This window comes from Pseudomonas sp. LARHCG127 (assembly GCF_052871455.1).
The window spans coordinates 160,854-174,743 of record NZ_JBIXJT010000007.1 but is presented as its reverse complement, the minus strand read 5'-3'; the positions used below and the strand labels follow the sequence as shown (position 1 = coordinate 174,743).

Below are 13,890 nucleotides of genomic sequence, written 5' to 3'. Positions count from 1 at the left end.
CCCGACCCAGCGGGAGCAAGCTCCCTCGCCACACAACCAAGCAGCACGCCGAAACAGCCCCGAAGGGTGAAAAAAAGCCGCCGGCGCTTTATAGTGGCCGACCTCCGTTTCATCAAGTAGCCGAGCCCCATGTCCGAGCCACGCAAGATCCTCGTCACCAGCGCCCTGCCCTATGCCAATGGTTCGATTCACCTCGGCCATATGCTGGAATACATCCAGACCGATATGTGGACGCGCTTCCAGAAACATCGCGGCAACCAGTGCATCTATGTCTGCGCCGACGACGCCCACGGTTCGGCCATCATGCTGCGTGCGGAAAAGGAAGGCATCACCCCGGAACAGCTGATCGCCAACGTCCAGGCTGAACACAGCGCCGACTTTGCCGAGTTCCTGGTGGACTTCGACAACTTCCACTCCACTCACGCCGAAGAAAACCGTGAGCTGTCGAGTCAGATCTATCTGAAGCTGCGTGACGCCGGGCATATCGCCACCCGTTCTGTCACCCAATATTTCGACCCGGAAAAGAACATGTTCCTGGCCGACCGCTTCATCAAGGGCACCTGCCCGAAATGCGGCACCGAAGACCAGTACGGCGACAACTGCGAGAAGTGCGGCGCCACCTACGCACCGACCGACCTGAAAGACCCGAAGTCGGCGATTTCCGGCGCCACCCCGGTGCTCCGGGATTCCCAGCATTTCTTCTTCAAGCTGCCGGATTTCCAGGCGATGCTGCAAACCTGGACCCGCAGTGGCACGTTGCACGACGCGGTGGCCAACAAGCTCGCCGAATGGCTCGACTCCGGCCTGCAAGAGTGGGACATTTCCCGCGATGCACCGTACTTCGGCTTCGAAATCCCCGGCGAGCCTGGCAAGTATTTCTACGTGTGGCTGGATGCGCCCATCGGCTACATGGCGAGCTTCAAGAACCTGTGCGACCGCACGCCGGAGCTGGACTTCGACGCGTTCTGGGGCAAGGACTCCACCGCCGAGGTGTATCACTTCATCGGCAAGGACATCGTCAATTTCCATGCGCTGTTCTGGCCAGCAATGCTCGAAGGTGCCGGTTTCCGCAAGCCGACCGCCATCAATGTCCACGGCTACCTGACCGTCAACGGGCAGAAAATGTCCAAGTCCCGCGGTACCTTCATCAAGGCCCGGACCTACCTGGACCACTTGTCGCCGGAATACCTGCGCTACTACTACGCCGCCAAGCTCGGCCGTGGCGTCGATGACCTGGACCTGAACCTCGAAGACTTCGTGCAAAAGGTCAACTCCGACCTGGTGGGCAAGGTCGTCAACATTGCCAGCCGTTGCGCCGGCTTCATCCACAAGGGCAACGCCGGCGTCCTGGTCGCCGGCAACGCCGCGCCAGAACTGACCGACGCCTTCCTGGCGGCCGCGCCCAGCATCGCCGAAGCCTACGAGAGCCGCGATTTTGCCCGCGCCATGCGCGAAGTCATGGCCCTGGCCGACCGCGCCAACGCCTGGATCGCCGACAAGGCCCCATGGTCGCTGGCCAAGCAGGAAGGCAAGCAGGACGAAGTCCAGGCCATCTGCGCCCTGGGCATCAACCTGTTCCGCCAGTTGGTGATCTTCCTCAAGCCTGTGCTGCCGCTGCTGGCCGCCGATGCCGAAGCGTTCCTGAACGTTGCGCCGCTGACCTGGAACGACCACCAGACCCTGCTGAGCAACCATCAGTTGAACGAGTTCAAGCCGTTGATGACCCGTATCGATTCCGCCAAGGTCCAAGCCATGATCGACGCCTCCAAGGAAGACCTGGCCGCCAGCCAGACCGACACCGGCGCCCCTGCCGGCAACGGCGAACTGGCCAAGGACCCGCTGTCGCCGGAAATCGATTTCGATGCCTTCGCCGCCGTTGACCTGCGCGTGGCGCTGATCGTCAAGGCCGAAGCCGTCGAAGGGGCCGACAAGCTGTTGCGCCTGACCCTGGACATCGGCGACGAGCAACGCAACGTGTTCTCCGGCATCAAGAGCGCCTACCCGGACCCAGCCAAGCTGGAAGGTCGGCTGACGATGATGATCGCCAACCTCAAGCCGCGCAAAATGCGCTTCGGCATCTCCGAAGGCATGGTGATGGCGGCGGGCCCCGGCGGCGAGGAAATCTACCTGTTGAGCCCTGACAGCGGCGCCAAGCCGGGCCAGCGGATCAAGTAATACGACTCCCGCTGCACCGATCCCACAGTCGCCGCGCAGGTGGCTGTGGGATTTTCATATCTGGCCCACGCGCCCGGCGTGCCGGATAATGCCTAATCTTGTAACAGGCCCCTCGCCACCAACACGCCCATGAACGAAATCCTCCTCACGCTGTTTAGCGCTGCCCTGATCAACAACCTGGTGTTGCACTGGCCGCTGGGCGCCGATCCACTGCTGGCGGCCAGCGGAAGAAAGCAGGTGCACGCCTTGGGCCTGGCGACGACGTGCTTGATGCTGATCGTCGGCACCCTGGGCTACCTGATCGATCATGGGCTGTTGACACCGACAAACCTGGTGTCGCTGCGCCTGTTGGCGTGGCTGTCCTTGAGCATCTTGCTGATCGTCCCCTTGCTGCGCCTGCTGGCGCGCTGGCTGCCGACCCTGCCATTCGATGGGCTGTGGCCGCTGTTGCTGGGCAATGCCGGCGTATTGGGCGTGACGCTGCTCAACAGCCAGGATGACCGAGGCCTGGGCCATGCCATGGCCCTGAGCCTGGGTGCCGGGCTGGGTTTCTGGCTGGTGCTGGGCCTATTCGACGATCTGCGCCAGCGCACCTCCAATAACGCTATTGCCCTGCCCTTTCGGGGCCTGCCGATTCAGTTGATCAGCGCCGGACTGATGGCGGTGGCCTTTCTCGGATTGCGCGGGCTGGTCAAGACATGAGCCTGATTCAACGTATCGATGCCCTGCTGCCGCAGACCCAATGCGGCAAGTGCGGCCACCCCGGGTGCAAGCCCTACGCCGAAGGCATCGCCCAAGGCGAGCCGATCAACAAATGCCCGCCCGGTGGGCGCGAAACCATCGCGGCCCTGGCCGAGCTGATGAAAATACCGGTGCTGGAACTGGACACCAGCCGCGGCGCGGCCCCGGCGCAAATCGCCTTTATCCGCGAAGCCGAATGCATCGGCTGTACCAAGTGCATCCAGGCCTGTCCGGTGGACGCGATTGTTGGCGCGGCCAAGCTGATGCACACCGTTCTCATCGATGAGTGCACCGGCTGCGACCTTTGCGTGGCGCCCTGCCCGGTCGATTGCATCGAGATGCGCCCCCTGCCAATGGCGACCGTGCTGCCGGTTGTCGGCGGCCTGGCCTTCAGTACCGAAGAGCAGCAGGCGCGAACCGCCAAGCGCAACCACGCCCGACGTCGCTTCGAACAACGCAATGCGCGCCTGCGCCGCGAAGAAGAACAGCGCCAGGCGGAGCGCTTGGCCCGTACCCAAAGGGCGGCGCAAGCCAAGGAGCAGTCGCTCGACCCCGTACAAGCCGCATTGGAACGCGTACGCGCGCAAAAAGCCGCCACCGCCGATGCCGCCTTGAAAAAAGCCAAGATCGACCTGGCCATGAGCCGGGCGCAATTGAACAAATCCTTGAAAGCGTTCGGCCATCCGCCGACCTTCGAGCAGCAGTCGCAACTGATCGTGCTGCAACGCCAGTTCGAAGCCGCCGAGCAGGCCCTGAGCCAACTGGAAAACGCCGCACCGGCGGCCACTGCGCCCTCGGCACCGGCGCAAAACGCCGAGCTGAAGCGGGCCAAGATCCAACTGGCGATGCGCCGCGCCGAACTCAGCAAAGCCCGCACGGCAGCGCCATCGGATGAACAGTTGCAGGCGCTGGAGCAAGCGGTGAAGGATGCCGAACGCCAGGTGGACGCCCATGCCGCTTCCTGAGCCGGTGGACGAGCGGCTGCGGCCAGCAATGACGCACGTGTTGCTGGCGACGCTGCCCGGCGTGCTGGCGTTGCTGTGGTTCCAAGGCTGGGGCGTGGCGCTCAACCTGCTGTTGTCCGGCCTCACCGCGCTGACGGTCGAAGCGTTCGTGTTGCGTGTGCGGCAGCGACCGCTCAAACCCGAACTGAACGATGGCAGCGCGCTGGTCAGTGCCACGTTGCTGGCCCTGGCCTTGCCGGCGTATTGCCCCTGGTGGCTGACCGTCACGGCGGCCGCCTGCGCCTTGCTGTTCGGCAAGCACCTGTGGGGCGGCGTCGGCAGCAACCCGTTCAACCCGGCGATGCTTGGATACGCCTTGGTGCTGGTGGCGTTTCCCGCCCAGATGAGTCATTGGCCCGCGCCCCACGGCATGGGCCTGCTGGAAGGTTTGCAACAAGTGTTCGGCACTCATCCGGCGCCCGATGCCTGGGCCGGGGCGACCGCCTTGGACAGCCTGCGGACCAACACGAGCCTGACCATCGATGAGCTGTTCGGCACTGATCCGGCGTTCGGGCGTTTCGGTGGTCGAGGTGCCGAATGGGTCAACCTGGCCTTCCTGGCAGGCGGCCTGTTCCTGTTGCAGCAACGGGTGTTCAGTTGGCATGCGCCGGTGGGCCTGCTGGCGAGCCTGTTCATCATCAGCCTGTTGTGCTGGAACGGGTCGGGTTCCGATTCCCACGGTTCACCGCTGTTTCATCTGTTCAGCGGCGCGACCATGCTCGGCGCCTTTTTTATCGCAACCGAACCGGTCTCGGGGGCCAAGTCCCCGCTTGCCCGGCTGCTGTTTGGCGCGGGCATGGGACTGCTGATCTACCTGATCCGCACCTGGGGCGGCTATCCGGATGGCGTGGCGTTCGCCGTGTTGCTGATGAACCTCGGCGTGCCGGCACTGGACCGATTCGCCGAGGCGCGACAACGGCGGCCGCTGATATGAAGAATCCCGGCGGCGTGGCAATCCTGATCCTGTTGATTGGCCTCGGTAGCGGTGCCACTTACCTCACGCACCTCAGCACGACCGGGCGCATCGAGGCCCAGCGGCAAACGCTGGCGAACAAGACCTTGCTCGACGTGCTGCCCACTGACCACTATGACAATCAGCCGTTGGCGCACCCCGTTTTCACAACCTCGGTTACCTTGGCCCATAGCACGCTGTTGGGCGGTTACCTGGCGACCCGCAACGGCCAGCCCAGCGCCGTGTTGCTGCGTAGCCAGGCGCTGGGTTATGAAGGCAGCATCGAATTGCTGGTCGCCATCGATCCACAAGGCCGGTTGCTGGGGGTCAAGACCCTGCGCCAAGCCGAGACGCCCGGGTTGGGCGCGGCGATTGCCGGCTGGCCGAACGCCTGGTTGCAGACCTTCACCGGCAAATCACGCCAGGCGCCTGATGACAGCGGCTGGGCCTTGAAAAAGGACCAGGGTCAGTTCGATCAATTGACCGGCGCAACGGTGACGTCCCGGGCGGTGCTCCAGGCGGTTCATGACGCGTTGCGTTACTTCGACGAGCACAAGGCCCGGTTAATGGGAGTGTCCGCGGATGAATAAGCCATGGGGCCTGACACGCGGCCTGCTGCTCGTCCCGTTGGTTGGCGCTAGCCATTCATTGGTCGGCGCACTGGCGCTATGGCTGGCCTGGGCGCTGATTCTATCGTGCCAGGGCTTGGCAATGGGGCTTGTCCGGCAGCGCCTGACGTCCGGGCAAAGGCTGCTCGCAGCGATTGTGCTGGCCACCACCCTGACCACCTGTACAGGCTTGGTCATTCAGGCCTGGGCGCTGGAACTGTATCAACCGCTGAGCCTGTACATGGGCTGGATCGCCCTGAGCTGCGTGGCGCTGGAGCATGGGGGGTTCTTCGTTGAGTCTCGCCTGCTTGTGCGCCTGCAGCTGGTTGGGGGGTTCGGTCTCTTGATGCTCAGCCTGGGCGCCATCCGTGAACTGATCGGCAGCGGCCTGCCCCTGGCCTTGCTCGCTCCTGGCGGGTTCATTCTGCTCGGGCTGCTGCTGGCGGCCCGACAGGCCTGGACGGCCGCCAAACCCCCTTCAACCCTCGAGGAAACGCCGCGCCCATGAACGCCGCAAAACGCCTGGAAATATTCCGTCGCTTTCACGAAGACAACCCGGAGCCGAAAACCGAACTGGCCTATTCCTCTCCGTTCGAGTTGCTGATCGCGGTCATCTTGTCGGCGCAGTCCACCGACGTCGGCGTCAACAAGGCCACCGCCAAACTGTTCCCGGTCGCCAATACCCCAGAGGCGATCCATGCCCTGGGCGTCGAAGGGTTGTCCGAGTACATCAAGACCATCGGCCTGTTCAACAGCAAGGCTAAAAACGTGATCGAAACCTGCCGCCTGCTGATCGAGCGCCACGGCAGTGAAATCCCCCAGACCCGTGAAGCGCTGGAGGCCCTTCCGGGCGTCGGTCGCAAAACCGCCAACGTCGTGCTCAATACCGCATTTCGGCAATTGACCATGGCCGTCGACACCCACATTTTCCGCGTCAGCAACCGTACCGGGCTGGCCCCCGGCAAAAACGTGGTGGATGTGGAGAAGAAGCTGATGAAATTTGTCCCCAAGGAATACCTGCTGGACTCCCATCACTGGCTCATCCTCCACGGACGCTACGTCTGCCTGGCCCGCAAGCCCCGCTGCGGCAGTTGCCGGATCGAAGATTTATGCGAATACAAGCACAAGACGTCGGACGATTGAGGCGCTATTGCTTTTCTCGATCCATCGATTGAAAAAATCTTTTTTACCCGCTCGTGGTTTATCGATATAAGGAGCGCCAATGGCAGTCTTAGCCTGGAGTCGAACCCATGAGTGCTGGCAAAGAACAACTGGATGTAGAAGACGAATTCACCGCCGTTGAAGCCGACGACGTCGAACCTGTGGCCGTGCCGGAAGTGGCAAAAACCAACCTGAGCAAGCGTCGCACCATCGATAACCTGTTGGAAGAGCGCCGTTTACAGAAGCAACTGGCCGAATACGACTTTGATCTCTGACACGTAAAAGCCTCCCTGATGGAGGCTTTTTACTGAGTACGCGTGACCTGAAGCCTCACACCAACCCATTGCGCTGCGCCAGTTCGATCAGGTCGACCAGCGAACGGGCATTGAGTTTCAATAACAGGCGAGTCTTGTAAGTACTGACGGTCTTGTTGCTCAAGAACATTCCATCGGCGATTTCCTTGTTGGTCTTGCCGCGCGCCAGTTGCTGCAAGACCATCATTTCCCGCCCCGATAACCGATCAACCATATCGGACTCACTGGCATTACCCAGGCTCGATCGCACCGTGTGCAGTGCCTGGTTGGGGAAGTAACTATAACCTGACAGCACTGCCTTTATTGCACTTAATAACTCAGTAAGGTCCTGTTGCTTGCAGACATACCCGGCCGCCCCCGTTTGCATGCAGCGCATCGAAAAATGTCCAGGCGCCTGGGAAGTCAGCACCAACACTTTCATTGATGAAGGAATGGCCGCCAAACGGGCAATAACCTCCAGCCCGTCCAGCTTCGGAATGCCGATATCAAGAATGACGATGTCGGGCATAAGTTCACGAGCAAGTTGTAGCGCATCGACGCCGTTGTCGGTTTCGGCAACGACCTCATATCCATGACGCTCCATCAGCAAACGTACAGCAAGACGAATGACGGGATGATCATCCACGATCAGCACTTTATTCATGGGCAAATCCAACTTCGCTGTTCGAATTTTTAGAGCACGCACAATAGCCTAGTCATTTCTACCTTGGCATGCTGCCCCCCCCTGACCGCTCGCACCGAGAGACAGAACCTACAAGCTATACAGAAAATTCCTACAAATCCTGGCAGGAAAAATGTGTCCTGAATTTTTTTCAGAGAAAGATCGACCTCACCAAGACTCCGGCCCCCCCCCACGAATAATGCGCTCTTTCACCGCCATGCCCGCCACGGACCGACCGCCTGAAAGCTCTTTATTCATAAAGAGTAACTGAATTGTTTGCTGTTAAAACTGCCGCGCCTCACTTCAGCAACAGGAATTCATATATAAAAGACGCTCAGGCACGTGATATTAAATACCAGCACCCCTGACTGTTATCGTGACACCTTATTATCACAAAACACTTTTTTCACTTTACTCACCGAGCATGAATATTCCATGAGCATTAACCATGAACAAACCTTTGAAAACCATCACCAACCCCATGACCCTTATCGCCATATTCGCAACTTTATCCGAAACTTCCGCGGCGATTTCGCTGCCGTTCCTGGATGATCAGGATCGCGAGTATTACCTCTGGTTCCTGATCAGCTTCCCGTTTTATCTATTGTTGCTTTTTTTCATCACGCTCAACTTCAATTACCGCTCCTTGTATTCACCTTCGGATTTTCGCAAGAGCAAACACTTTATAAAGACCATGGATGACACGACCGGTCGGCGTAAACGAATGCTGCGCCAGACGGGCAAGGAGCAACTGCTGCTGATAGGCCTGCATCGAAACAGCCGTGAATCGCCGGACACCCTGTGTACCTTATGCAGCCAATCCCAGCGCTTGATCGAGACCTGTCGATCGGAGCATTTAAGGCACGCCGGCATCATCGTGTACGTCATCTACAACCAGACAGATCTTGCAGCCCACGGGCAGGATAAATGAGCCATCGGGTACGAACCTGCGGCATGCACAAAAAAGAGGACAAAAAAAACGGCCTGCTCAAGGCAGGCCGTTTTTTGGATAACCAAGGTCAGAACAGCTTGCGACCCTTGTTCGCTGCGATGCGCATGCGCAGTGCGTTGAGCTTGATGAAGCCGGCTGCGTCGGCCTGGTTGTAGGCGCCACCGTCCTCTTCGAAGGTCGCGATGTTGGCATCGAACAGCGAGTCGTCGGACTTGCGCCCGGTCACGATCACGTTGCCCTTGTACAGCTTCAGGCGTACCACGCCGTTCACGTTGGTCTGGGAAGCGTCGATCATCTGTTGCAGCATCAGACGCTCAGGGCTCCACCAGTAGCCGGTGTAGATCAGGCTGGCGTACTTGGGCATCAACTCATCCTTGAGGTGGGCCACTTCGCGGTCCAGGGTGATCGATTCGATCGCCCGGTGGGCGCGCAGCATGATGGTGCCGCCCGGGGTTTCGTAGCAGCCGCGGGACTTCATGCCGACATAACGGTTCTCGACGATGTCCAGGCGACCGATGCCGTGTTCGCCGCCAATGCGGTTCAGGGTCGCCAGCACGGTGGCCGGGCTCATTTCCACGCCGTCCAGTGCGACGATATCGCCGTTGCGATAGGTCAGTTCCAGGTACTGCGGGGTATCTGGGGCCTTCTCCGGGGAGACGGTCCAACGCCACATGTCTTCTTCGTGCTCGGTCCAGGTGTCTTCCAGCACGCCGCCTTCATAGGAGATGTGCAGCAGGTTGGCGTCCATCGAGTACGGAGACTTTTTCTTACCGTGGCGCTCGATCGGGATCGCGTGCTTCTCGGCGTAGTCCATCAGTTTTTCGCGAGACAGCAGGTCCCATTCACGCCACGGTGCAATGACTTTCACGCCCGGCTTGAGGGCATAGGCGCCCAGTTCGAAACGCACCTGGTCGTTGCCTTTGCCGGTGGCGCCGTGGGAAATGGCGTCGGCGCCGGTTTCGTTGGCGATTTCGATCAGGCGCTTGGCGATCAACGGACGGGCGATGGACGTACCCAGCAGGTACTCGCCTTCGTAAACGGTGTTGGCGCGGAACATCGGGAACACGAAGTCGCGGACGAACTCTTCGCGCAGGTCATCGATGTAGATCTCTTTGACGCCCATGGCCTGGGCCTTGGCGCGTGCAGGCTCGACTTCTTCGCCCTGCCCCAGGTCAGCGGTGAAGGTCACCACTTCGCAGTTATATGTGTCCTGCAGCCACTTGAGGATCACCGAAGTGTCCAGGCCGCCGGAATACGCCAGAACGACCTTGTTTACGTCCGCCATGCCATCACTCCACGGGTTGTACGGAAAGCCGGGAAGTCTAACGTCCAGCGCGGATAATTTACAGAGGCGCGACAGCTTATGACGACGAAGCGACAGATTATGTCGACTGCGCGACGATCCGCGCGGGATCAGGAAGTGCGCGCAGTCGTCGCGGCAGGCGCAGCCGACTTGGCCGGGACAACCGGCGTCGGCGTCTTGCCCGGCGCAGCAGCGGGTGCCACGGCAGGCGATGCAGGCGTTGCCGCTGGTGTTGCCGGTTGTGGCGCCGGAGCCTGGGTGGCTGCCACCCGCTCCAGTTTTACGACGACACGACGGTTCTTGGCCCGATTGGCGGCATTGGTATTGGCGACCAGCGGATAACGCTCGCCGTGGAAGCGCACGGTGAACTGCGATTCCTGGAAGCCGTTGGCCTTGAAGAAGTCCTGAACCGCCAGGGCCCGACGGCGCGAAAGCTCACGGTTGGTCAGGCGGTTGCCACTGTTGTCGGAATGGCCATCAAGCTCGACATGATTGACGCTCGGGTCGGCCTTGATGAAGTCGAGCATGACCTGCAACTGAGCCTTGGCCCGAGCGTCCAGCTCAACCCCCTCGCCGGGGAAACCAATCTGGGTTTGCTTGATCTGTTCGAAGTTCTTCGGCAACAGTTTCGCCACGCAGCCCTGGTAATCGTTGAACGCCTTGTTGAAGCGCACGGGCAGCAGCCGGACTTCGGAAACGCGCCCATCCTCGGTGTTGCGTCGAACCACGGGGCTGCGACCTTCCATCAATCCGCTGATCAGCCGGCCTGCCTGCACCTGGGAACTGTCGAACAGCACATCGCCACTGCCGATCCTGACCGAGCCCAGGTTGATATCGCCCCGTCCTGGCTGCCAGGGCGCCGCGGCCGCGAGCAACGTTGCGGAGCCACCACCGAGCATCGGGTTATAAGCCTTGAGGCGGAACGTGGCCTGCTCCCCCGCCTTGCGCACGAATTCGCCGCTGCCAAAATCGGTGATCGGCTGGCTCAGCCGGCACTCGAACTTGTCGCCTTCGACCGTCCACTCGATGCTCTCCAGACGGGTCTGGAAAGTGAGCGCCATGGCGGGAAGGCTGGCAAACACACTGAGCAAGGCTAGATAACGCTGGCGCACGGGAGGCTCCACTGACTTTTATACAAAGATCGACGCCTGCTTGAGGGCATGACGCCTGTCCGGGGTACTGCACGGATTCGTGGCACACCTGTAGGAGCTATCGGTAAGTTGTGGCAGAACTTGATAGCGGGTGCCTGAATCGGTCTTTTCCGGTAGCATTCCCCAGAGTTTGACCCGCCTGGAAGCCCCCCAATGTCCGACCGCCTGACCCTGCTGCGTCCCGACGACTGGCATATTCATCTTCGCGATGGTGCTGTGTTGACCCATACCGTCGCCGATGTCGCGCGCACCTTCGGGCGCGCAATCATCATGCCTAACCTGGTTCCGCCCGTGCGCAACGCCGCCGAGGCCGATGACTATCGCCAGCGTATCCTCGCCGCGCGCCCGGTTGGCAGCCGCTTCGAACCGCTGATGGTGCTTTACCTTACCGACCGCACCCAGCCCGAAGAGATTCGCGACGCCAAGGCCTGCGGTTTTGTCCACGCCGCCAAGCTGTACCCCGCCGGCGCGACCACCAACTCCGATTCCGGCGTCACCAGCATCGACAAGATCTTCCCGGCGCTGGAGGCCATGGCCGAAGTCGGCATGCCGCTGTTGATCCATGGTGAAGTCACCCGGGGCGACGTCGACGTGTTCGACCGCGAGAAGATCTTCATCGACGAGCACATGCGTCGCGTCGTGGAGCGTTTCCCGACCCTAAAGGTGGTGTTCGAACACATCACCACCGGCGATGCCGTGCAGTTCGTCAACGAGGCACCGGCCAACGTCGGCGCGACCATTACTGCCCATCACCTGCTGTACAACCGCAACCACATGCTGGTGGGCGGGATCCGGCCGCACTTCTATTGCCTGCCGATCCTCAAGCGCAATACCCACCAGGAAGCCTTGCTGGACGCCGCCACCAGCGGCAGCGCCAAGTTTTTCCTCGGCACCGACTCGGCCCCCCACGCCCAGCACGCCAAGGAAGCGGCCTGCGGTTGCGCCGGCTGCTACACCGCCTATGCCGCCATCGAGATGTACGCCGAGGCGTTCGAACAGCGCAACGCGCTGGACAAGCTCGAAGGCTTTGCCAGCCTGCACGGTCCGCGGTTCTACGGCCTGCCGGTGAACACCGATCGTATTACCCTGGTCCGTGACGAATGGACCGCCCCTGTCAGCCTGCCCTTCGGCGAGCAGACCGTCATCCCGCTGCGCGCCGGTGAAAAACTGCGCTGGCGCCTGCTGGAGGAAAACGCGTGAGTGAAGATCATTTCGACGACGAGCTGGACGGCAACGGTGGTTCGGGCGGCGCCCGTCACCCCATGGCCGCGCGGTTCCGTGGTTATCTGCCGGTCGTCGTCGATGTCGAAACCGGTGGTTTCAATTCCGCCACCGACGCCCTGCTGGAAATCGCCGCGACCACCATCGGCATGGACGAAAAAGGCTTTGTGTTCCCTGATCACACCTACTTCTTCCGCGTCGAACCGTTCGAAGGCGCCAACGTCGAAGCGGCGGCCCTGGAGTTCACCGGGATCAAGCTCGATCACCCGCTGCGCATGGCGGTCAGCGAAGAAACAGCCCTGACCGACATCTTCCGTGGCGTACGCAAGGCGCTGAAAGCCAACGGTTGCAAGCGAGCGATCCTGGTCGGCCACAACAGCAGCTTCGACCTGGGCTTCCTCAACGCCGCCGTCGCGCGCCTGGACATGAAGCGCAACCCGTTCCACCCATTCTCCAGCTTCGACACCGCGACCTTGGCGGGCCTGGCGTACGGCCAGACTGTCTTGGCCAAGGCCTGCCAGGCAGCCGACATCGACTTCGATGGCCGCGAGGCCCACTCGGCCCGCTACGACACCGAGAAGACCGCCGAGCTGTTCTGCGGCATCGTCAACCGGTGGAAAGAGATGGGTGGCTGGCAGGATTTCGACGACTGACATCGGCGCCAGATCCAGCTCTTGTGGCTCTTGTGGCTCTTGTGGCTCTTGTGGCGAGGGAGCTTGCTCCCGCTGGGTGGCGTAGCCGCCCCAAATATTTTGTGAGCGCTTCGCACTCAAGCGGGAGCAAGCTCCCTCGCCACAGGGTCCAGAGCCAAAGATTCTGCGTCTCTGCCGATCATTCGGTTTGCACTGCCCATAAAAAACCGGCCCATCGAGGGCCGGTTTTTTTATGCCTGGGTGCGCTTACAGCTTGTCGCTGTGCTCGCCCAGGTAAGCGGCAACGCCTTCAGGCGATGCGGTCATGCCCTTGTCGCCTTTTTTCCAGTTGGCCGGGCAGACTTCGCCGTGCTCTTCGTGGAATTGCAGCGCGTCGACCAGACGGATCAGCTCTTCCATGTTACGGCCCAGCGGCAGGTCGTTGATGATCTGCGAACGGACGACACCCTTGTCGTCGATCAGGAACGCACCACGGAAAGCCACGCCGCCTTCGGACTCAACGTCATAGGCCTTGGCGATTTCGTGCTTCATGTCGGCAGCCATGGTGTATTTCACCTGGCCGATACCGCCATTGTTGATCGGGGTGTTGCGCCAGGCGTTATGGGTGAAGTGCGAGTCGATCGAAACAGCGACCACTTCAACGTTGCGCGCCTTGAAATCGTCCATGCGGTGATCCAGTGCGATCAGCTCGGATGGGCAGACGAAAGTGAAGTCCAGCGGATAGAAGAACACCAGGCCGTATTTGCCTTTGATGGCCGAGGACAGGGTGAAGCTGTCGACGATTTCGCCGTTGCCGAGGACGGCTGGAACGGTAAAGTCCGGGGCTTGTTTGCCTACGAGTACGCTCATGGGATATCTCCTGATGTAATAGCGTGAAAACAAGGTCCGGGCCAGCCTGCCACCCTCAGGCGACAGCCCTGTGACACGAACCCGCTTACAAGGGCCGACCATCATACACCGCGCATTTGGACTGTCTTCAACGGTTTTTTGTGGT

General features: G+C 60.9%; 14 protein-coding genes and 1 pseudogene. 11 read left to right on the top strand and 4 right to left on the bottom strand.

The genetic code is table 11. The features are described 5' to 3' along the window. Positions 1-129: 129 nt before the first annotated feature. The 8 genes from metG to ACIPQ1_RS14135 all read left to right on the top strand — a co-directional run bounded on the left by metG (position 130) and on the right by ACIPQ1_RS14135 (position 6,916). A complete protein-coding gene (gene metG / locus ACIPQ1_RS14170) occupies positions 130-2,175 on the top strand; it encodes a methionine--tRNA ligase (RefSeq protein ID WP_411385448.1) in 2,046 nt (681 codons plus the stop codon). 129 nt (positions 2,176-2,304) lie between these two features. After that, positions 2,305-2,877, top strand: a complete 573-nt coding sequence (locus ACIPQ1_RS14165; RefSeq protein WP_446534329.1) for an Rnf-Nqr domain containing protein — start codon at positions 2,305-2,307, stop codon at positions 2,875-2,877. Next, entirely contained in the window at positions 2,874-3,881 is a 1,008-nt protein-coding gene (gene rsxB / locus ACIPQ1_RS14160) for an electron transport complex subunit RsxB (protein WP_446534328.1), read from the top strand. Before ACIPQ1_RS14165 ends, rsxB begins: the two co-directional genes overlap by 4 nt. Then, positions 3,868-4,854: an RnfABCDGE type electron transport complex subunit D gene (locus tag ACIPQ1_RS14155; protein ID WP_446534327.1), complete on the top strand. Its 987-nt coding sequence runs from the start codon at positions 3,868-3,870 to the stop codon at positions 4,852-4,854. The genes rsxB and ACIPQ1_RS14155 overlap by 14 nt, the downstream gene beginning before the upstream one ends. Continuing rightward, positions 4,851-5,462, top strand: coding sequence for an RnfABCDGE type electron transport complex subunit G (locus tag ACIPQ1_RS14150; protein ID WP_446534326.1), 612 nt, complete (start codon positions 4,851-4,853; stop codon positions 5,460-5,462). The genes ACIPQ1_RS14155 and ACIPQ1_RS14150 overlap by 4 nt, the downstream gene beginning before the upstream one ends. After that, positions 5,455-5,988, top strand: a complete 534-nt coding sequence (locus tag ACIPQ1_RS14145; protein WP_446534325.1) for an Rnf-Nqr domain containing protein — start codon at positions 5,455-5,457, stop codon at positions 5,986-5,988. The genes ACIPQ1_RS14150 and ACIPQ1_RS14145 overlap by 8 nt, the downstream gene beginning before the upstream one ends. Further along, the gene (gene nth, locus ACIPQ1_RS14140) at positions 5,985-6,623 is read left to right on the top strand and encodes an endonuclease III (protein ID WP_446534324.1); all 639 of its coding nucleotides are present in this window, start codon (positions 5,985-5,987) and stop codon (positions 6,621-6,623) included. The genes ACIPQ1_RS14145 and nth overlap by 4 nt, the downstream gene beginning before the upstream one ends. Positions 6,624-6,730: 107 nt before the next feature. Continuing rightward, on the top strand, positions 6,731-6,916 hold the full coding sequence (locus tag ACIPQ1_RS14135; RefSeq protein ID WP_207964904.1) for a PA3496 family putative envelope integrity protein: 186 nt from the start codon (positions 6,731-6,733) through the stop codon (positions 6,914-6,916). 55 nt (positions 6,917-6,971) lie between these two features. Here the strand turns inward: ACIPQ1_RS14135 and ACIPQ1_RS14130 are convergent, their stop codons facing one another. Beyond that, positions 6,972-7,598, bottom strand: a complete 627-nt coding sequence (locus ACIPQ1_RS14130; protein ID WP_109753848.1) for a response regulator transcription factor — start codon at positions 7,596-7,598, stop codon at positions 6,972-6,974. Positions 7,599-8,064: 466 nt separating this feature from the next. Between ACIPQ1_RS14130 and ACIPQ1_RS14125 the strand changes: the two are divergent. Next, positions 8,065-8,319: pseudogene (locus ACIPQ1_RS14125) on the top strand (hypothetical protein); the annotation flags it as partial. 316 nt (positions 8,320-8,635) lie between these two features. Here ACIPQ1_RS14125 and ACIPQ1_RS14120 read toward each other — a convergent pair. Both ACIPQ1_RS14120 and ACIPQ1_RS14115 read right to left on the bottom strand, forming a co-directional pair. Beyond that, on the bottom strand, positions 8,636-9,853 hold the full coding sequence (locus ACIPQ1_RS14120; RefSeq protein ID WP_053124536.1) for an argininosuccinate synthase: 1,218 nt from the start codon (positions 9,851-9,853) through the stop codon (positions 8,636-8,638). Between the two features lie 128 nt (positions 9,854-9,981). Continuing rightward, positions 9,982-10,983 carry a flagellar protein MotY gene (locus ACIPQ1_RS14115; RefSeq protein ID WP_411385454.1) on the bottom strand — a complete coding sequence of 334 codons (1,002 nt, stop codon included), beginning with the start codon at positions 10,981-10,983 and terminating at the stop codon, positions 9,982-9,984. Between the two features lie 192 nt (positions 10,984-11,175). Between ACIPQ1_RS14115 and pyrC the strand changes: the two genes are divergently transcribed. Next, on the top strand, positions 11,176-12,222 hold the full coding sequence (gene pyrC / locus ACIPQ1_RS14110) for a dihydroorotase (RefSeq protein WP_411385455.1): 1,047 nt from the start codon (positions 11,176-11,178) through the stop codon (positions 12,220-12,222). Continuing rightward, the gene (gene rnt / locus ACIPQ1_RS14105; protein ID WP_003204947.1) at positions 12,219-12,896 is read left to right on the top strand and encodes a ribonuclease T; all 678 of its coding nucleotides are present in this window, start codon (positions 12,219-12,221) and stop codon (positions 12,894-12,896) included. Before pyrC ends, rnt begins: the two co-directional genes overlap by 4 nt. A 246-nt stretch (positions 12,897-13,142) precedes the next feature. On the opposite strand, the gene ACIPQ1_RS14100 is transcribed toward rnt, so the two are convergent. Next, entirely contained in the window at positions 13,143-13,745 is a 603-nt protein-coding gene (locus ACIPQ1_RS14100) for a peroxiredoxin (RefSeq protein ID WP_003204949.1), read from the bottom strand. Between the last annotated feature and the right edge of the window lie 145 nt (positions 13,746-13,890).

What these genes read in the sequence shown, in the direction of transcription:
- ACIPQ1_RS14120 (WP_053124536.1), bottom strand. Translation starts at nt 9,853, where the DNA reads ATGGCGGACGTAAACAAGGTCGTTCTGGCGTATTCCGGCGGCCTGGAC.
- pyrC (WP_411385455.1), top strand. Translation starts at nt 11,176, where the DNA reads ATGTCCGACCGCCTGACCCTGCTGCGTCCCGACGACTGGCATATTCAT.
- ACIPQ1_RS14135 (WP_207964904.1), top strand. Translation starts at nt 6,731, where the DNA reads ATGAGTGCTGGCAAAGAACAACTGGATGTAGAAGACGAATTCACCGCC.
- ACIPQ1_RS14130 (WP_109753848.1), bottom strand. Translation starts at nt 7,598, where the DNA reads ATGAATAAAGTGCTGATCGTGGATGATCATCCCGTCATTCGTCTTGCT.
- ACIPQ1_RS14100 (WP_003204949.1), bottom strand. Translation starts at nt 13,745, where the DNA reads ATGAGCGTACTCGTAGGCAAACAAGCCCCGGACTTTACCGTTCCAGCC.
- rsxB (WP_446534328.1), top strand. Translation starts at nt 2,874, where the DNA reads ATGAGCCTGATTCAACGTATCGATGCCCTGCTGCCGCAGACCCAATGC.
- ACIPQ1_RS14165 (WP_446534329.1), top strand. Translation starts at nt 2,305, where the DNA reads ATGAACGAAATCCTCCTCACGCTGTTTAGCGCTGCCCTGATCAACAAC.
- ACIPQ1_RS14155 (WP_446534327.1), top strand. Translation starts at nt 3,868, where the DNA reads ATGCCGCTTCCTGAGCCGGTGGACGAGCGGCTGCGGCCAGCAATGACG.
- metG (WP_411385448.1), top strand. Translation starts at nt 130, where the DNA reads ATGTCCGAGCCACGCAAGATCCTCGTCACCAGCGCCCTGCCCTATGCC.
- ACIPQ1_RS14145 (WP_446534325.1), top strand. Translation starts at nt 5,455, where the DNA reads ATGAATAAGCCATGGGGCCTGACACGCGGCCTGCTGCTCGTCCCGTTG.
- nth (WP_446534324.1), top strand. Translation starts at nt 5,985, where the DNA reads ATGAACGCCGCAAAACGCCTGGAAATATTCCGTCGCTTTCACGAAGAC.
- ACIPQ1_RS14150 (WP_446534326.1), top strand. Translation starts at nt 4,851, where the DNA reads ATGAAGAATCCCGGCGGCGTGGCAATCCTGATCCTGTTGATTGGCCTC.